18 protein-coding genes are annotated in these 17,997 nt (G+C 72.2%); 17 read left to right on the top strand and 1 reads right to left on the bottom strand.

Annotated features, from left to right (window positions below):
* Positions 1 to 6: 6 nt before the first annotated feature.
* On the top strand, positions 7 to 597 hold the full coding sequence (locus FHX44_RS16525; RefSeq protein ID WP_147256613.1) for a carboxymuconolactone decarboxylase family protein: 591 nt from the start codon (positions 7 to 9) through the stop codon (positions 595 to 597).
* On the opposite strand, the gene FHX44_RS16520 is transcribed toward FHX44_RS16525, so the two are convergent.
* Positions 562 to 1,719 (bottom strand): enolase C-terminal domain-like protein, encoded by a 1,158-nt coding sequence (locus tag FHX44_RS16520; protein WP_147256612.1) that lies wholly within the window; start codon positions 1,717 to 1,719, stop codon positions 562 to 564. The genes FHX44_RS16525 and FHX44_RS16520 overlap by 36 nt on opposite strands.
* A 61-nt stretch (positions 1,720 to 1,780) precedes the next feature.
* Here FHX44_RS16520 and FHX44_RS16515 point away from each other — a divergent pair, with 61 nt between their 5' ends.
* The 16 genes from FHX44_RS16515 (at position 1,781) to FHX44_RS16440 (ending at position 17,983) form a co-directional block, all read left to right on the top strand.
* Positions 1,781 to 2,128: a winged helix-turn-helix transcriptional regulator gene (locus FHX44_RS16515; RefSeq protein ID WP_246170422.1), complete on the top strand. Its 348-nt coding sequence runs from the start codon at positions 1,781 to 1,783 to the stop codon at positions 2,126 to 2,128.
* Between the two features lie 98 nt (positions 2,129 to 2,226).
* Entirely contained in the window at positions 2,227 to 2,832 is a 606-nt protein-coding gene (locus tag FHX44_RS16510; protein WP_147256610.1) for a TetR/AcrR family transcriptional regulator, read from the top strand.
* A gap of 39 nt (positions 2,833 to 2,871) precedes the next feature.
* Positions 2,872 to 3,396: a methylated-DNA--[protein]-cysteine S-methyltransferase gene (locus FHX44_RS16505; protein ID WP_147256609.1), complete on the top strand. Its 525-nt coding sequence runs from the start codon at positions 2,872 to 2,874 to the stop codon at positions 3,394 to 3,396.
* 10 nt (positions 3,397 to 3,406) lie between these two features.
* Positions 3,407 to 4,639 (top strand): cytochrome P450, encoded by a 1,233-nt coding sequence (locus tag FHX44_RS16500; RefSeq protein WP_147256608.1) that lies wholly within the window; start codon positions 3,407 to 3,409, stop codon positions 4,637 to 4,639.
* Between the two features lie 77 nt (positions 4,640 to 4,716).
* Positions 4,717 to 5,157: a hypothetical protein gene (locus FHX44_RS16495; protein WP_147256607.1), complete on the top strand. Its 441-nt coding sequence runs from the start codon at positions 4,717 to 4,719 to the stop codon at positions 5,155 to 5,157.
* Entirely contained in the window at positions 5,157 to 6,032 is an 876-nt protein-coding gene (locus tag FHX44_RS16490) for an Fpg/Nei family DNA glycosylase (RefSeq protein ID WP_147256606.1), read from the top strand. The genes FHX44_RS16495 and FHX44_RS16490 overlap by 1 nt, the downstream gene beginning before the upstream one ends.
* Before the next feature lie 11 nt (positions 6,033 to 6,043).
* Positions 6,044 to 7,249: a sensor histidine kinase gene (locus FHX44_RS16485; RefSeq protein WP_246170421.1), complete on the top strand. Its 1,206-nt coding sequence runs from the start codon at positions 6,044 to 6,046 to the stop codon at positions 7,247 to 7,249.
* A gap of 99 nt (positions 7,250 to 7,348) precedes the next feature.
* Complete coding sequence (locus FHX44_RS16480; protein WP_170309303.1) at positions 7,349 to 8,221, top strand: S49 family peptidase; 873 nt, start codon at positions 7,349 to 7,351, stop codon at positions 8,219 to 8,221.
* A gap of 129 nt (positions 8,222 to 8,350) precedes the next feature.
* A complete protein-coding gene (locus tag FHX44_RS16475; RefSeq protein ID WP_147256604.1) occupies positions 8,351 to 9,223 on the top strand; it encodes a LytR/AlgR family response regulator transcription factor in 873 nt (290 codons plus the stop codon).
* Positions 9,220 to 10,773, top strand: coding sequence for a hypothetical protein (locus tag FHX44_RS16470; RefSeq protein ID WP_147256603.1), 1,554 nt, complete (start codon positions 9,220 to 9,222; stop codon positions 10,771 to 10,773). Before FHX44_RS16475 ends, FHX44_RS16470 begins: the two co-directional genes overlap by 4 nt.
* A 3-nt stretch (positions 10,774 to 10,776) precedes the next feature.
* Positions 10,777 to 12,513: a sodium/solute symporter gene (locus FHX44_RS16465; RefSeq protein ID WP_212612511.1), complete on the top strand. Its 1,737-nt coding sequence runs from the start codon at positions 10,777 to 10,779 to the stop codon at positions 12,511 to 12,513.
* A 53-nt stretch (positions 12,514 to 12,566) separates the two neighbouring features.
* The gene (locus FHX44_RS16460) at positions 12,567 to 14,315 is read left to right on the top strand and encodes a sodium/solute symporter (protein WP_147256602.1); all 1,749 of its coding nucleotides are present in this window, start codon (positions 12,567 to 12,569) and stop codon (positions 14,313 to 14,315) included.
* Positions 14,316 to 14,636: 321 nt separating this feature from the next.
* The gene (locus tag FHX44_RS16455) at positions 14,637 to 14,924 is read left to right on the top strand and encodes a DUF485 domain-containing protein (RefSeq protein WP_147256601.1); all 288 of its coding nucleotides are present in this window, start codon (positions 14,637 to 14,639) and stop codon (positions 14,922 to 14,924) included.
* 8 nt (positions 14,925 to 14,932) lie between these two features.
* Complete coding sequence (locus FHX44_RS16450) at positions 14,933 to 16,597, top strand: solute symporter family protein (RefSeq protein ID WP_246170420.1); 1,665 nt, start codon at positions 14,933 to 14,935, stop codon at positions 16,595 to 16,597.
* A gap of 93 nt (positions 16,598 to 16,690) precedes the next feature.
* Entirely contained in the window at positions 16,691 to 17,023 is a 333-nt protein-coding gene (locus FHX44_RS16445) for a rhodanese-like domain-containing protein (protein ID WP_147256599.1), read from the top strand.
* A gap of 48 nt (positions 17,024 to 17,071) precedes the next feature.
* Positions 17,072 to 17,983 (top strand): DUF4328 domain-containing protein, encoded by a 912-nt coding sequence (locus FHX44_RS16440; RefSeq protein WP_147256598.1) that lies wholly within the window; start codon positions 17,072 to 17,074, stop codon positions 17,981 to 17,983.
* Positions 17,984 to 17,997: the final 14 nt, after the last annotated feature.

Raw genomic sequence — 17,997 nt, 5'->3', positions numbered from 1 at the left:
GGGGAGATGGAACCGCGACTCGCCCCGCTGCACCCTCCCTACGACGAGGACGTCGAGCGGCTGCTCGGCAAGCTGATGCCACCGGACGTCCCGTTCGACCCGCTGCTGCTGTTCCGGGTGCTCGCGATCCATCGCGACCTCGCAGATCGGATGCGGCCGATGGCGTCCGGGCTGCTCAACAAGGGACTGCTGCCGGCCAGGGACCGCGAGGTGCTCATCGCGCGCACCACGGCGCGGGCGGGCGCCGAGTACGAGTGGGGGGTGCACGCGGTCGTCTTCGGTCCGTCGGTCGGGCTCGACGAGGCCGTGCTGGGAGCCCTGGCGACCGGGCCTGCCGATTCGCCTGCCTTCGACCAGCACACGCGCTTGCTGGTCACGGCGGCCGACGAGCTCGCCGACGACGGGCAGCTGAGCGACCGGACCTGGCAGGAGCTCGCCGCGATCCTCGAGCCGGCCCAGCTGCTCGAGCTGATCGTCCTCTGCGGCTGGTACCGGACCCTGTCCACGGTCATCACGTCGATGCGCCTGCCGCTCGAGCCGTGGGCCCCGCGCTTCCCCTGGTCAGAGCAACGAACGGAACAGGGCGAACAGGTCTGACCGGGTCTCGAAGCCGATCCCCGGAGCATCGGGCGGCCGGACGTGGCCGTCCTCGACGACCGCGGCGTCGGCGAACCCGCCGAAGGGCTGGAAGTTGTGCGGGTTCGCCTCACTCCCGCCGAGGCCGAGCGCCGCCGCGATGTGCAGCGAGAACAGGTGCCCGCCGTGCGGCTGGAAGGCGCCGCGGCCCCATCCCGCGGCTTCCATGACCTGCACGATCTGCAGGAAGCCGGGCAGGCCGTAGCAGTGTGCCGGGTCGAAGACCAGCACGTCCCGGTCAGGTCGCAGGCCGCCGTGGCGAGCGAGGTTCTGCGCGTCCGCGGCCGAGAACAGTGCTTCGCCCGCCGCGAGCGGTGGCGCGTAGTGCTCGGCGATCCGCGCGTGTGCTGCGAAGTCGAGCGGGTCGCACACGTCCTCGAACCACCGGAGCCCGTACGGGGCCAGCGCGCACGCCACCCGGACCGCCTGGTCGGGGTCGTAGCGGTTCATGGCGTCCACCGCGAGGCGATCCGCGCTCGGGAGCACCGCCAGGACGGCCTCGATCCGCTCGAGGTCCTCGCCGAGCGTGCGGCCCCCGATCTTGATCTTGACGTGGGTGTGGCCCTGGTCGAGGAACCCGCGCACCTCGTCGGTGAGGCGGTCGACGTCGTCCTCGGGGAAGTAGTAGCCGCCGCCCGCGTAGACGGGAACGCGGGCGGCGGGTCCGCTCGCCCCGGTCGCGTGGGTGAGGAACGCGTGCAGCGGCCGGTCGGCGATCTTGGCCGCCGCGTCCCAGAGGGCCATGTCCAGCGTCCCGACGGCGACGCACCGCTCACCGTGGCCCCCGGGCTTCTCCGCCCTCATCATGCGGTCCCATGCCCGGAAGGGATCGATGTTGTCGCCCGCGGCCGACGCCACCTCGTCGGCCGCGGCGAGGAGGCGTGGCGCGAACCGGTCGCGGATCAACCCGCCTTGCCCGAACCGCCCGACGGACGAGAAACCGAAGCCGACGATCGGCTCGCCGTCCCGGAGGACGTCGGTGACCACCGCGACCGCCGTGGTGTCGAGGTCGCCCCCGATGGCCTCGCCGGTGGCGTAGCGCGAGATCGGCACCGTCCGTTCCCGGACCCCCACAATGCGCACCGCGCCCCCCTCTCGCTACGTACTTCGTAGCGCAGGTGCTCGTCCGGGGACAATGGTCGCCGTGGATGACGCACCACCGCCCCTCCCCGGCTCGCCCGTCCGCGGATCGCGGACCGGCCGCCCGATCATGGCGGCCTTCGACCTGCTCGGCCGCCGGTGGGCGCTGCGAATCCTGTGGGAGCTGCGGGACGGGGCCGTCGGCTTCAGGGCGTTGCAGGAGCGGTGCGACGGGCTGTCCCCGACGGTGCTCAACACCCGCCTCGGTGAGCTCCGCGCGGCCGGCCTCGTCGAGCAGGACGAGAACAGGGCCCATCGCCTGACGCCGCTCGGGGAGGACCTGGGCGACGCGATCGCGCCCCTGCGGGCGTGGTCCGTGCGGTGGGCGGAGGCGACCCGCGGCGACGCGTGAGGCGCAGGTCGAGCGGGCGGATCGGCGTGTTGAAGATCGTTGTTTATCTTGGTGATGTAACCTGATGCTGTAATGGCATTCCAGCAAGGAGTTCCAGTTTGTCGACCCGTACTCGCGCCGCCCGCGCCGAACGGGCCATGGCCACGCGGCAGCGGGTGGTCGCGGCCGCGACACCGTTGTTCGTCCGCGACGGGTACGTGGAGACGACGATGGCCGGCATCGCCCGTGCGGCGGGCGTGGCGGTGCAGACGCTCTACCTGTCCTTCGGCAGCAAGGCAGCCGTCCTGGAGGCCGCGCTCGCCGTCGAACCCGACGAGCAGCCGATCGGGTGGACGGCGCACGTGCGGGCCGAGCAGGAGGGGCCTGCGGCCCTGCGCCGCTACGTCGAGCACGTCGCGGCGCAGGTCGAGCGGCGCTTCCCGCTCGACGCGGTGCTGCGGGCCGCCGCGGCGGACCCCGAACCCGCCGAGCTGCTCGACCGCACCCGGCGGGCGGAGCTCGCGGTGCACGCGCAGGCGGTGGACGAGCTCGCGGAGAAGCCGGGGTTCACCACGCAGATCTCGCTGCAGCGCGCCACCGAGATCGTCTCGACGGTGCTGTCGCACGAGACCTACGGCCTGCTGGTCGTCACGCAGGGCTGGCCGCCGCAGGACTGGGCGGACTGGGCCACCCACCACCTGAAGGTCGATCTCTTCCCCGCGTAGGGGCTGGAACTGTCGGGGGGTCGCGTCACACTGGGCGCCATGGCCATCGTTCGTTCCGTGGTGGAAGCGCCTGCACCGATCGGTGCGCTCACCATCGGCGTCACGCCGGCAGGGCTCGCGCTCGTCGCCTTCGGTCGCCGCCCCGAGGCCGTGGATCGCGCGGCGGAGCGGCTGGGCGAGCCGCTGGCCGACGCCGCGGGGGGCGCGGCCGCCGCGCAGCTCGCGGAGTACCTGGCGGGCACGCGGCGGGAGTTCGACGTGCCGCTCGACTGGTCGCTCACCTCGGGGTCGCAGCGGGTCGTGCTGCAGACACTGCACGACACGGTGCCCTACGGCGCCACCGTCACCTACGGGGAGCTGGCGGCGCGCAGTGGGCTCGGCAAGGCCTACACGGCCGCGCGCGGCGTCGGGTCGATCATGGGGTCCAACCCCCTGCCGGTGGTGGTGCCGTGCCACCGGGTGCTCGGCTCCGACTCGCTCGGCGGGTTCGGTGGCGGCCTCCCCACCAAGGAGTGGCTGCTGGCGCTCGAGGGCGTGCTCACGCCCGCGCTCGATTTCGGGTAGGCACGACGCCGTGACGGACATCGACGTCTTCGATCCGCGCACCTTCGGCCGGGGCGTGCCGCACGACGCGCTGCGCCTGCTGCGCGACACCGATCCGGTGAGCTGGCAGGAGGAGCCCGAGATCGGGATCTGGCCTGCGGGCCCGGGCTTCTGGGCGATCACCCGGTACGACGACGTCAAGCACGTCCTGCGCGCGCCCCAGGACTTCTCCTCCGCGCTCGGCGCCACCCAGATCCGCGATCCCGACCCGGCCGACCTGCCGTTCCTGCGCCGCATGATCCTCAACATGGACCCGCCGGAGCAGCTGCGCCTGAGGCGGATCGTCACGGGCACCTTCACCCGCAGGCGGCTGGAGCACTTCGCCGACGCCGTGCGGGAGCGGGCCGCCGCGCTGCTAGCCGCCGTGGCCGGGCGGGGGAGCTGCGACCTGCCGCGCGAGGTCACCGACGACTTCCCGCTGCAGAACCTCGCCGACCTGCTCGGCGTGCCGGCAGCCGACCGGGCCCTGCTGCTCGAGTGGACCAACCGCGTGATCGGCTACCAGGACCCCGAGCACGCCCACGTCGTCGTCGACGCCGAGGGGCGGCCGGTCAACCCGCGTTCGCCCGCGCAGCTCGCCGACATGTTCGGCTACGCCGAGGAGCTCGCCGAGCGCAAGCGGGCCGAGCCGGCCGACGACCTGATGACCGCGCTCGTCCAGGCGGAGGTCGACGGCCAGCGGCTCACCGACGCCGAGCTGAAGATGTTCTTCTTCCTGCTGGTGATCGCCGGCAACGACACCGTGCGCAGCGCGCTGCCCGGCGGCGTGCTCGCCCTCGTGCGCCACCCCGACGCCTACCGGCGGCTGCGCGCCGAACCGGACATCCTGCCCTCGGCGATCGAGGAACTGCTCCGGGTGCACCCGCCGGTGCTCACGTTCCGGCGCACCGCGGCGCGCGATGTCGAGCTGCGCGGCAAGCGCATCGCGCGGGGCGACAAGGTCGTCGTCTACCACGTGTCGGCCAACTACGACGAGCGCCACTTCACCGACCCGTTCCGCCTCGACCTCACCCGCGAACCCGATGACCACGTGTCGTTCGGGCAGGGCCCGCACCTGTGCCTCGGGGCGGCGTTCGCGCGGTTGCAGATGCGCGAGTTCTTCACCGAGTTCCTGCGGTTGCCGCAGGTGGAGCTCGACGGCGAGCCGCGCAGGCTCGTCTCGAACTTCATCAACGGGATCACGAGCCTCCCGCTGCGGTGGTAGCCGCCAACACGGCCCGATCTGTGGGAAAGTTGGGGAAACGAGACGCACTCGCCCCACACGAACTCACGGCGGAGAAGATGGCTACGAGAACGGTCGCCGGTGTCGACGGACGCATGTGGTCGGTGCGCCGCAACATCGAGTGGTCCCTGCCGGCCACGGGCGACGACTTCGAGCACGACGTCGACGGCGGGCGCGGGGCGGCCGTGCTCATCCTGTCGGCGCTCTTCGTGTTCTGGCTGATCCTGGTCGTCTGGCGGCCTGCGGGGGTGCACATCCCCTGGTACCTGTACGTCGTCGCGTTCGCCGTCGTGGCGTTCTTCCCCATCCGGTGGTTCCTGCGCAGGCCGTGGACGATCGTGGCCGAGACCGCGGGCGGCTACGACCTGCCCGCCGAGCGCTGGACGGGGCTCGTGCGCGGCGGGTCGAAGGCGAAGGAGGAGATCCGCATCATCATTCGCCGCATCCGCACCCAGGGCACGCCTGGCCACGCCGACAGCCCACTGCAACCCGTCAACTGATGCCCGAGCTCCCCGAAGTCGAGGCGCTGGCCCACCACCTGCGCGAGCACGCGATCTACCGGCCGGTCGCGCGCGTCGACGTGGCGAGCATGAGCGCCGTCAAGACGTTCGATCCGCCGGTGTCGGCGTTGGCCGGACGGGTGGTCACGGGCGCGGCCCGGTACGGCAAGTTCCTGTCCGTCGAGTTCGCCGACCGGCCGGACGAGCCGTTGCACCTGATCACCCACCTGTCCCGCGCCGGATGGCTGCGCTGGCACGACTCCGCGGCCACCACGCCGCCCAAGCCGGGGCGAGGGCCGCTGGCGCTGCGGGTCCACCTCGACGCCGCAGGTGGGCCGGGGTTCGACCTCACCGAGCAGGGCACGCAGAAGCGCCTCGCCGTCTACCTGGTGCCCGATCCGCAGCAGGTGCCCGGAATCGCCCGGCTCGGCCCCGACGCGCTCGCGCTCACCCGCGACGAGTTCGCCGCGCTGCTCGCCGGGCGCACCGAACGGATCAAGACCCTGATCGTGGAGCAGCAGGTGCTCGCCGGGATCGGCAACGCCTACAGCGACGAGATCCTGCACACCGCTCGCCTCTCGCCGTACGCCACGGCGGGCCGGTTGACCACCGAGCAGGTCGACGAGCTCTACGCCGCCATGCGTTCCGTGCTCACCGACGCCGTCGAGCGGTCGGTCGGCCAGGGGGCGGCGGAGCTCAAGGGCGAGAAGCGCTCCGGGCTGCGCGTGCACGCGCGCACCGGGCTGCCGTGCCCGGTCTGCGGGGACACCGTGAGGGAGGTCTCCTTCGCGAACAAGTCGTTCCAGTACTGTCCCGGCTGCCAGACCGGTGGCAAACCACTGGCCGACCGGCGGCTGTCGCGCCTGGTGAGGTAGGTAGGTGGAACGTGGCTGAGCTGCTGGGCAGCTCCACGGCGCTGCTTGTCGCCGGCGCCGTCATCATCGTCATGATCGTGCTGCTCGTGTGGCTGATCCTGAAGAACCGGCGCAACACCTTCGCCACGCCGTTGGAGCGCGCCACCTTCGCCACGCTGCACACGGTGGCCCTCGCGGCCCCGTCGCTGCGCGAGGGCCTCTCGCCGAACTCCGCGGCGATGGCGCTGCCGTACCTGCGGCAGCTGCTCGACACGACCGCGCTCGCCATGACCGACAACCGGGGCACCACCCTCGCGTGGGACGGCGACGCCGACCAGCACGAACCGGACGTCCGCTCGCTCGCCGACCAGGTGATCTCCACCGGCCGCCAGCAGGTGCTGTCGCACACGGCGCTGTCCTGCGAGCACCCGAACTGTGCGGTGAGGGGCATCGTCGTGGTGCCGCTGGAGACCGACGGCGCGATCGTCGGCACCCTCGCCGCGCTCACCACCTCCACCGCGGGCCCGGTGCTGCTGCGGGCCTCGGCGGAGGTCGCGCGGTACGTGTCCAGTCAGCTGGAGCTCGCCGAGCTCGACGAGTCGCGGGCCCGGCTCAACCGTGCCGAGGTCAGGGCCCTGCGGGCGCAGATCTCGCCGCACTTCGTCTACAACGCGCTCACCACGATCGCCTCGTTCATCCGCACCGATCCGGTGCGGGCCCGCGAGCTGCTCATCGAGTTCGCCGACTTCACGCGCTACTCGTTCCGCACGGCGGGTGAGTACACGACGCTGCAGGACGAGCTCACCAACATCGAGCGCTACGTCCGGCTGGAGAAGGCCCGCTTCGGCAACCGGCTCAACATCAAGCTGCAGATCGCCCCCGAGGTGCTCTCCGTCGTGCTGCCGTTCCTCGCGCTGCAGCCGCTGGTGGAGAACGCGGTGCGGCACGGGCTCGGTGGCAAGCCCAACGGCGGCACCATCACGATCACCGCCGAGAACGCGGGCGCGGAGTGCGTGATCATCGTGGAGGACGACGGGATCGGTATGGACCCGGCACGGCTCCACGAGGACCTGGACGACGCCCACCAGTCGGGTGCGCACGTCGGTCTCGGCAACGTCGACGACCGGATGCGTTCCACCTTCGGTGACGACTTCGGTCTCGTCGTCGACACCGCGCCCGGCGAGGGCATGAAGATCACCCTGCGCGTCCCGAAGTTCCGCGCTGGCATCCGGGTCTGAGGGGCCCCCGGACCGCGACTCGCGCGAACGGGACACCTCGCTCGCATTTCTTGATCTTGCGGCTGGCGCGCAGCCGCGTAACGTGGCCGTATGGACGTGATCCGCCTCCCGGACCGGCTCGCCTCCCGCCTCCCGGGCCGACTCGGCGAGCGTGGCGACCGGCCCGTCGTGTCGATGCTGCGACTACACGGCGTGATCACTGCGACCACCGGACCGGTGCCTCGCTCCGTGATCAATGCGCAAGCACTGGAGAAGGCGATCGAGCGGGCGTTCGCGCCGGAGCGGCTCGTGGCCGTCGCGCTGCTGGTCAACTCGCCGGGCGGGGCGCCGACCCAGTCGGCGTTGGTGGCCGACCGGATCCGCGGCCTCGCGGCCGAGAAGGGCGTTCCGGTGCTCGCGTTCTGCGAGGACGTGGCCGCATCAGGTGGCTACTGGCTCGCGTGCGCAGGCGACGAGATCTACGCGCACCCCACGTCGATCGTCGGCTCGATCGGTGTCATCAGCCACGGGTTCGGGCTGGACGGGCTGATCGAACGGTTCGGCGTGCAGCGCAGGCTCTACACGGCGGGCGAGTCGAAGTCCCGGCTCGACCCGTTCCTGCCGGAGAAGCAGGAGGACGTCGAGTGGCTGCGCGACCTGCAGGACCAGTTGCACACGATGTTCAAGGACTGGGTCGTGGCACGGCGCGGTGATCGCCTTCGTGAGAAGGACGGGCTGTTCACGGGCGAGATCTGGACGGGCGCGAAGGCCGTCGAGCTCGGGCTGGTCGACGGGCTCGGCACCGCACGGGCTGTGCTCGGTGAGCGCTTCCCGGATGCCGACCTCGTTCCGGTCGAGGGGCGCAAGCCGCTCCTCGCGCGGCTCGGACTGGCGCCTCCGGCGGCCGCGACCAGCGTGATCAGCACGGATGCCCTCTTGGGTCTTGCCCAGGCGGCTGAGATACGGGCCGCGTGGGCGCGGTACGGTTTGTAGCGCGGTGTGACCGGGCGAACCCGATTGGTGCTGGACTCTGGCACTCACACGGATTCGCCGTCACCATGGTCGACGGAGCTGGGGCAGGCGTCCCGGCCCCGGCCCCCGGACACGCAGGATGAGGAGATCGTGGACAGCAACGACAGCTCCGGCGGCCTGGTCGTCCTCGCGGTGGACGACGAGCTGCCCGCTCTGGAGGAACTGGCCTACCTGCTGAGCGAGGACCCCCGCGTCGGCACGGTGCTCAAGGCATCGGACGCCACCGACGCCCTCCGCATCCTGAACAGCCGGCAAGGCGTCCGCGAGGCCGCCACCGCCGGTCCGGGCCACCGCGGGCTCTCCGACCCGGTGAGCGGCACCCGCGTGGCCGACCGCACCCACGTCGAGATCGTGTTCCTCGACATCCGCATGCCCGGCCTCGACGGCCTGGAGCTCGCGCGGGTGTTCTCGTCGATGGCCGTGCCGCCGTCGGTCGTGTTCGTCACCGCCCATGACGACCGGGCCGTCGACGCGTACGAGGTGGGGGCGGTCGACTACCTGCTCAAGCCCATCCGCTCCGAGCGACTGGCCGCCTCGATCGATCGCATCCTGGCCAACCGGGCCGCCACCGTTGCCGAGCCGCAGCCGGAGCAGAGCAGCGAGGACGAGGTCATCCCGGTCGAGCTCGCCGGCACCACGAAGCTCGTGCCGCGTTCGGCCGTCCGGTACGTGGAGGCGCAGGGCGACTACGCCCGCCTGCACACCAACGAGGGCAGCCACCTCGTGCGCATCCCGCTCTCCGTGCTCGAGGACCGCTGGCGCGATGCCGGGTTCGTGCGCATCCACCGCTCGTTCCTGGTGGCGCTGCCGCTGGTCACGGAGCTGCGGCTGTCCGGGTCCGGCTACGTCGTCCGGGTCGGCAGCGGCCCCGACTGCGCCGAGCTCCCGGTGAGCAGGCGCCACACCCGTGAGCTGAAGGACCGGCTCGTTCGCGCGACGAAGCAGGCGTGGAGCCAGCGGTGACCACCTTCACCGACGGCGCCCCGCCGTCGGTGACCCCCGAGCCGGACGACGGCTCGGTCCCGCACCGCGCCGAGGCCCCTGATCCGGATCCGGACAGCGGATCCGCGTGGTTGCACGACGAGATCCAGCGCCGCATCGCCGAGAAGGCCGCCGCAGGCGGCGGTGGCCGGCACGCGCGCCGCGGCGAACCCACCTCCTCCAGCTCGGCGGAGTACATCGCACGGCACTCCGTCGCCACGCCAGGGCCCGGCGCGCCCCGCCCGGGTCCGGTGGGCGGGCAGATGTCGCAGGCGAGCGAGCTGCTGCGTCGCGAGCGCACCGAGGGCGCCACCGCCGGGCCGGTCTGGTCCGGCCCGCCCACCCGGGCGGTCGAGGGCCGCCCGGCCGGGCAGGCGGACGACACGGCCGCGCAGCCTGCGCCGGCGCCCCCGGACCGGACGGCCGGGGCCGGTGCTGTTCGCCCGGGCATCGCGGCAGCCGCCGCGATGCGGGGTGCCGCTCGCGGGCGGGCCCGCAAGGCAGCGGCCGCCGCGACCCCGACCCCCACCCCGATGCCGCCCCCCGACGCCGCCGCGCCTGCTCCGCCGCGTCCTGGACCGGCCGCTCCCAGCGATGCACCGCCGGCCCCGTCGGCGACCGGTCCCGTCGACACCGCGCCCGTCGACACCGCGCCCGTCGACACCGCGCCCGTCGAGCCCGCGCATGTCGACACCGCGCCCGTCGCGCGTGCGCATGTCGAAACGGCGCCCGTGGAGACCGCGCGTGTGAAGACCGCGACCGTCGAGACCGCGCGTGTGGAGACCCGAGCTGCCGAGGCCGGGCCCGTCGAGACCGGGCCGGTCGAGACCGCGTCGCCGGTCGCCGCAGGTCCGCCCGCTCCGCACCCCGTCACCCCCGGCGCCGTGCCGTCCGGGCCCCCGCCCGCGCCGCAGCCTCCGCCGGACGAGGCCGTCCTGCTGTCCGCGCCGACGGGCCCCGCACCGGCCGTCGATCCGTCTCCGACGCGGGCTGTGGCCCCCGATCCCGTCGAGGCCGAGCTCACCGCACCGGTCCCGCTCGTGCCACCCGCGCCCGAGGCCGAGGAGCCCGCCGGCGGCCCCGCGCCGGCCGGCCCGCCGCCCGGCGGGATCACCGTTCCCGAGCAGCGGGGCGCGGCGCGGCGCGGGTCCCGGCCCGATGCCCCCACCAACCCGGCGAGCAAGCGGGTGCGGGTGGTGCTGGCCGAGCGCAAGAGCGTGGCCCGCCCGGTCCGCACGGTCATCACCATCCAGGAGAGCTCCGGCGTCGGGGAGCTGCTGCGCACCAACCTCATCGGGTCGCAGCTGGCCATCGCACTCCGGTTCGCGATCGGCGCAGGCCTCACCCTCGGGCTGTTGCCGCTGCTCTTCGCGATGGTCCCGGAGATCGGGCGCGTCGAGGTGCTCGGGATCCGCCTGCCGTGGCTCCTGCTCGGCGTGCTCGTCTACCCGTTCCTGTTCGGGCTGGGACTGTGGCACACCCGCACTGCGGAACACCTCGAGCAGAACTTTGCCGAGACCGTGCAAGATTAGGCCGTGAGTACTCCGGCGCTCGTCGCGCTCAGCGCGATCGGGCTCGTCGGACTCGTCTCGGCACTGATCGGCTCGTACGGCGTCCGCATGGCGCGCAGCACGTCGGACTTCCTCGTGGCCTCCCGCACCGTCGGGCCCATGGCCAACGCGAGTGCGATCTCCGGGGAGTACCTGTCGGCGGCGTCCTTCCTGGGGATCGCGGGTCTGATCCTGCGCGAAGGCGCCGACGCGCTGTGGTACCCGATCGCCTTCGTCGCGGGCTACCTCGCGCTGCTGCTGTTCGTGGCGGCCCCGTTGCGGCGCAGCGGTGCACACACCGTGCCCGACTTCGCCGAGCTTCGGCTCGCCTCTCCGGCCCTGCGGCGGCTGTGCACCGTGTTCGTGCTGGTGATCGGCTGGCTGTACCTGCTCCCGCAGCTGCAGGGCGCCGGCCTCGCGCTCACCACGCTCACCGGCCTGCCCGCCTGGAGCGGGATCGCCGGGGCCGGCGTCGTCGTCCTGCTCACCGTCGTGGGCGGCGGGATGCGGTCGATCACCTTCGTGCAGGCGTTCCAGTACTGGCTCAAGCTCACGGCGCTCCTCGTTCCCGCCCTCGTCATCGGGGGGATGTTCCTCGGCGACACCAGCTCCTTCGACCGGCCGTCGTCCCCCCGGTTCACGCAGGACACGGCGGTGGACGTCCGCACGGACGTCGTGCTCGCCGTGACCGAGCCGGTGCGGGTGCGGGTCGACGGCACCGTGAACGGCAGCCGGGCGCGGGGTGAGGTCACCTGGCCACCCGGGCGGTACGAGGTGGACGAGGGCACCGCGCTGAGGTTCGCGGCGGGCTCCGCCGTGCCCACCGTGGACGGCGCACCCACCACCGACCGCCAGTGGCTCGAACCGATGACGGGTGGCGCGGCCGACCAGCTCCTGTCGATCTACTCGGTGCTCGTGGCCGGGTTCCTCGGCACGATGGGCCTCCCGCACGTGCTGGTGCGCTTCTACACCAACCCGGACGGGTTCGCCGCCCGCCGCACCACGGTGATCGTCCTCGGGATGATCGGCTTCTTCTACGTCCTCGTCACGCTGCTCGGCGCGCTCACGCGCCTCTACACGCCCCAGCTGCTGGTGAGCGGCGAGACCGATGCTGCGGTGCTGCTGGTCCCCACCGCGGTCCTGGGGCACGACTGGGCGGGCTGGCTCCTGGGCGGGCTGGTGGCGGCGGGCGCCGCGGCTGCGTTCCTGTCGACGTCGTCCGGGCTCGTCGTCAGCCTGGCCGGTGTGCTGTTCACCGACGTGCTGCGCGGACGGTGGACCGACTTCCGGCTGGCTGCCGCGCTCTCGGTGGTCGTGCCGCTCGGGCTCGCCCTCGGCGTGACGCGGCTGGATTTCGCGCTGACCGTGCCGCTGGTCTTCGCGGTGGCCGCCGCGACCTTCTGCCCACTGCTCGTGCTCGGGATCTGGTGGCGAGGGCTGACAGCGGCGGGCGCGGTCGCGGGTGTGCTCGTCGGCGGGTGCCTGTCCGCGGTGGCCGTAGCGCTGTCGCTGTTCGCGGTGCTGCCGCAGGGCTGGGTCGGGGTGTTGCTCTACCGGCCGGCGGTGGTCACGGTGCCGACCGCGTTCCTCACGATGATCGTGGTGAGCCTGTTCACCAGGGCCTCGATCCCGCGTGACGCCGACCGGTCGCTGATGATCCTGCACGCGCCGGAGCGGCTCGGGCTCTCCCGCGACCGGTTCGACCGACCCGGTGCGGCGTGACGACCGACAAAGGTGTAGTGGTGGTGGCGGCACCGCGTTGACATAGTGTTTCCGTGACGACAACCGGCATCATCGCGCTCGTGGCCATCGGCCTCGTCGCGGTGGCGTCGGCCGTGATCGGCTCGATCGGGGTGCGCGTGGCGCGCAGCACCTCCGACTTCTTCGTGGCCTCGCGCACGGTCGGCCCGATGGCCAACGCGGGCGCGATCTCGGGCGAGTACCTCTCCGCGGCGTCCTTCCTCGGCATCGCGGGGCTCATCCTCCGCGACGGCGTCGACGCGCTCTGGTACCCCGTGGGCTACACCGCGGGTTACCTCGCGCTGGTGCTGTTCGTGTCGGCCCCGCTGCGCCGTTCCGGTGCGTACACGGTGCCCGACTTCGCGGAGTACCGGCTGCGTTCCGGTGTGCTGCGGCGGGTCTGCGCGGTGTTCGTCGTCGTCATCGGCTGGCTGTACCTGCTGCCCCAGCTGCAGGGCGCGGGGCTCACCGTCGCCACGGTCACGGGGCTGCCGGACTGGACGGGAGCCGCCGTGGCGGCCTTCATCGTCGTGGCCACCGTCGTGCTCGGCGGCATGCGGTCGATCACGTTCGTGCAGGCGTTCCAGTACTGGCTCAAGCTCACCGCGCTGGCGCTGCCCGCGATCATCGCGGCGATCTTCTTCTTCAGCGACGACCGCACCTTCGACAAGCCCGCCCCGCCGCAGTTCCCCGATCGCGCGACGGTCGAGATCCACACCCCGGTGGAGCTGCAGGTGACGGAGCCGGTCCAGTTCACCGCCACCGGAGTGGTCGACGGCAGGCAGGTGATCGACGGCCCGGTCCGCTGGGAGGTCGGACGGCACACGGTCGAGGCGGGGGCGGAGCTCGACTTCCCCGCCGGGGCCGCGGTGCCGGTCGTGGTGGGGGCGCCGGCGTCCGATGCGTCATGGCTCGCACCGTTCCCGGAGGGTCGTGAGCACGGCCTGCTCGCCACGTACTCGCTGATCCTCGCGCTGTTCCTCGGCACCATGGGTCTTCCGCACGTGCTGGTGCGCTTCTACACCAACCCCGACGGGCGGGCGGCGCGCCGCACCGCGGTGTTCGTGCTCGCCCTGCTCGGGTGCTTCTACCTGGCGGTCACGCTGCTCGGTGCGCTGTCGCGGCTCTACACCCCGCAGCTGCTCGTCAGCGGCGACACCGACGCGGCCGTGCTGCTGCTGCCGACCGCCGTGCTCGGCAGCGGGCTGGCCGGCGCCCTGCTGGGCGGGCTGGTCGCGGCGGGCGCGTGGGCCGCCTTCCTGTCCACCGCGTCGGGCCTGATCGTGAGCATCGCGGGGGTGTTGTCCACCGACCTCATCGGCAGCAGCCGGGTGCGCGACTTCCGCCTGTCGGCGGTGCTCGCGGGGGCGGTGCCGCTCGCGATGGCACTGCTGCTCACCCGGCTGGACTTCGGGGAGGCCGTCGCGCTGGTGTTCGCGGTGGCCGCGTCGACGTTCTGCCCGCTGCTCGTGCTCGGCATCTGGTGGCGCGGGCTGACCGCGGCGGGCGGGATCGCGGGCATCCTGGTGGGTGGGATCGGCTCGGCGGGTGCGGTTGCCCTGAGCCTCGCCGGGTTCGTCGACTCCGGTTGGCTGGGCGTCCTGCTCTACCGGCCGGCGATCGCCACCGTGCCGGCCGCGTTCCTCACGATGATCCTGGTGAGCAGGATGACCGCGCGGTACCGCCCGGTCGACGCCGACCAGGTGCTCCTGCGGCTGCACGCACCGGAACGACTCGGCCTGAGCCGCGACCGCCTCGAGGACCGCCAGCGTCCCACGTGGTGAGAACTCCGGCCGCGGTCGGTTGGGCGCGCGGGAAATCCGCGATCGCGTTCGGTCCGGTACGTCCGAGTCGGAACCGCTCGTCCACCGTTCGTCGGCCACTCGTCCCGGAACACCGCCGTTGATCGCGAGTTCGGCGCGACAGTTGCACGACGCCCGCCATCACCCAACTGGAGTATTCCGGCGCACGAGTGCGACTCAACTATTGTTCGCCCCGTTGTGCCCCGGAAGGCGCGGCGACGATGCAGTGCGCGGACGGAAGAGAACGGAGACGACGCCGTGAGTGCCACAGGCGAGCGATCTACAGGCACCGTATACGAACAGATGCAGGCCACTCCTGAATTCATCGAACTGCGCAGGAAGCTCCGGCGGTTCGTCTTCCCGATGAGTGTCGCCTTCCTGCTCTGGTACCTCCTCTACGTGCTGCTGGCATCATTCGCGCCGGCGTTCATGGCCATCCCGGTGTTCGGCAACATCAACATCGGGCTCATCATCGGTCTGCTGCAGTTCGTCACGACGTTCGTGATCACGACGGTCTACGTGCGGTACGCGAACCGGCACCTCGACCCGGCCGCCGAGAAGATCCGCAACCAGATCGAAGGTGCCGAATGAGCAGCGCTGTGAGTGTCCTTGCGCAAGCCCCGGCGTCCCCCGGCGTCGGCAGCCCGGTACTGAACATCGGCATCTTCGCCTTGTTCGTGGTGGTCACCCTGGTCGTGGTGTTCCGGGCCAGCCGGAACAACAAGACCGCGTCGGACTACTACGCGGCCGGCCGGTCGTTCACCGGCCCGCAGAACGGGGTGGCGATCGCGGGTGACTACCTGTCGGCGGCCTCGTTCCTGGGGATCGCGGGCGCGATCGCGGTGAACGGCTACGACGGGTTCCTGTACTCGATCGGCTTCCTCGTCGCGTGGCTGGTGGCGCTGCTGCTGGTGGCGGAGCTGCTGCGCAACACCGGCAAGTTCACGATGGGTGACGTGCTGAGCTTCCGGATGCGGCAGCGTCCGGTGCGGGCGGCGGCGGCCACCTCCACCCTGGTGGTGTCGTTCTTCTACCTGCTCGCGCAGATGGCCGGCGCGGGTGCGTTGATCGCGCTGCTGCTGCAGATCCCGAACAGCAACACCTTCGGTCAGGGTGTGGTCATCGCGATCGTCGGTGCCCTGATGATCACCTACGTGCTGGTCGGCGGCATGAAGGGCACCACGTGGGTGCAGATCATCAAGGCCGGCCTGCTGATCATCGGCACGGCTGTGATCACCTTCTGGGTCCTCGCCCTGTTCGGGTTCAACCTCTCCGCGCTGCTCGGGCAGTCCGTCGCGGCCAACCCGTCGCTGACGACCGCATCGGGCGCGGTTCGGGAGCTCGGCGACAACCTGCTCAGCCCGGGCCTGGCCTACGGTGCCTCGACGACGTCGAAGATCGACTTCTTGTCGCTGGGTCTGGCACTGGTGCTCGGCACGGCGGGCCTGCCGCACATCCTGATGCGCTTCTACACGGTGCCGAGCTCCAAGGAGGCGCGGCGCTCGGTGGTGTGGGCGATCTGGCTGATCGGGATCTTCTACCTGTTCTCGCTGGTGCTGGGCTACGGCGCGTCCGCCCTGGTCACCGGCGGTGCGCAGCGGATCTCCACTGCGCCGGGCGGCACCAACTCCGCGGCGCCGCTCCTGGCGTACGAGCTGGGCGGCGAGATCCTGCTCGGGATCATCTCGGCGATCGCGTTCGCCACGATCCTCGCGGTGGTGGCCGGCCTGACGATCACCGCGTCGGCGTCGTTCGCCCACGACGTGTACGCCAACGTCATCAAGCGCGGGGAGACCAGCCCGGACGCCGAGGTGCGGGTGGCCCGCATCACCGCCGTGGTGATCGGCGTCATCGCCATCGCCGCCGGCATCCTGGCTCGCAACCAGAACATCGCGTTCCTGGTGGCGCTGGCGTTCGCGGTGGCGGCGTCGGCGAACCTGCCGACGATCCTCTACTCGCTGTTCTGGAAGCGGTTCAACACGACGGGCGCGCTCTGGAGCATCTACGGCGGTCTGGCGTCCTGCGTGCTCCTGATCGTCTTCTCGCCGGCGATCTCCGGCCGCCCGACGGCGATGATCCCGAACGCGGACTTCGCCCTGTTCCCGCTGGCCAACCCCGGCCTGGTGTCGATCCCGCTGTCGTTCGTCCTGGGCATCATCGGCACCTACGTCGGCGGCAGGCACCCCGTCGAGGAGGGCAAGTTCGCCGAGATGGAGGTCCGCTCGCTCACCGGGGCCGGCTCGGAGAAGGCGACCGTGCACTGACCCCGACCGCACCCGAACGGCGCCCGGCCACGAGGCCGGGCGCCGTTCTGCGTTCACCGGGGTATGACGTCCCGGCGTGCGAGGATTGGACCCATGACCGGTCCAGCCGTTCCGGAGGTTTCGGTGGCAGAGCTGCCGGCCGACGCCGCTCTGCTCGACGTCCGCGAGTCCGACGAGTGGGTCGCGGGCCACGCGCCCGGGGCCACCCATCTGCCGATGTCCGAGCTCACCGGGCGGATGGACGAGCTCCCCGACGGAGATCCGCTCTACGTCATCTGCCGTTCCGGCGGCCGGTCGGCCCGCGTGGTCGCCTACCTGTCCGCACAGGGCTTCCCGGCCGTCAACGTCGAGGGCGGGATGCAGGCGTGGGCCCGGCAGGGCCGCGAGGTCGTCGCCGACGGGGGCGCGCAGCCCCAGATCGTCTAGGAAGCGATTCCCGTGCATCCCGCGGCTCCCGGTGCGGAGGAGGCCGGCATGGGGCCGCCCTGCCCGCGCTGCGGTCGTCGAGCCCCGGCCGGTGGTGGGCCGTTCTGCCCGTTCTGCGGCCGCTACCTGGCCGCCCTGCGCTGGGTGGCCGAACCTCCGCCCGGGCTCACACCGCCCGCGCCGCAGCCGGTCCGAACCCGCTACACCGGCCCGCCGCGGTACCGATTCCTGCCCCGATGGGGGTTCCCGCTCGGCCCGTGGAAAGCCCCGGAGCCGCAGCAGGCGCGTCCGGATCCGCTGGTCGCAGCGCGGACGCTCGTCGGCTCGCTGGTGCCGTTGCTGTGGGCCACCGCCGCGGTGGCGCTGCTCGCCAGCGGCGCCGAGGTGTGGCGCTACATCCTGCTGCTGGCCAGCCGGGAGGGAGCGCTCCAGGCCGAGGCGGTCGCGGCCTCCGATTCCCTCGTGGCGTCGTCGGGCACCGTCGCGCCGATCCTGAGCCTCGTGGTCGGCGTGCTGACGGTGCTGTGGACCGTGCGGGCCGCGCAGGCGGCCGCCGACCGGGCACAGGTCCGCCCGTCCCGGTCCCCCCGGATGATCGTGCTCGGCTGGCTGGTGCCCGGGCTCAACCTCTCGATACCCGGATCGGTGCTCGCCGAGATCGAGCACAGCGCCATCGGGCTGCCTGCGGACCGGCGGCCGCGCCCGTCGCGGCTGGTGCTCGTCTGGTGGGGGCTGTGGGTGGCGAGCGTGGTGCTCACCGCCGTCGTGCTGTTGTGGTCGCTGCGTGACGGCGTGCAGGCACGCGCCGATGGCGTCGTGCTGCACGCGGTGCTCGACCTGCTCGCGGCGGTCACCGCGGGTGTCACGGCGCGCGTCGTGCTGCGGCTCACCCGCCTGCTCGCGCCTGCGGCGCCGCGCCGCCGCGAGGTGCTGATGCGCGTGAGCCCGGCGCCGGCCTGACGAGCAGCGCCCGT

It is taken from the genome of Pseudonocardia hierapolitana, assembly GCF_007994075.1.
GTDB classification, from domain to species: Bacteria; Actinomycetota; Actinomycetes; order Mycobacteriales; family Pseudonocardiaceae; genus Pseudonocardia; species Pseudonocardia hierapolitana.
This window is presented reverse-complemented; position numbering and strand designations above follow the sequence as displayed.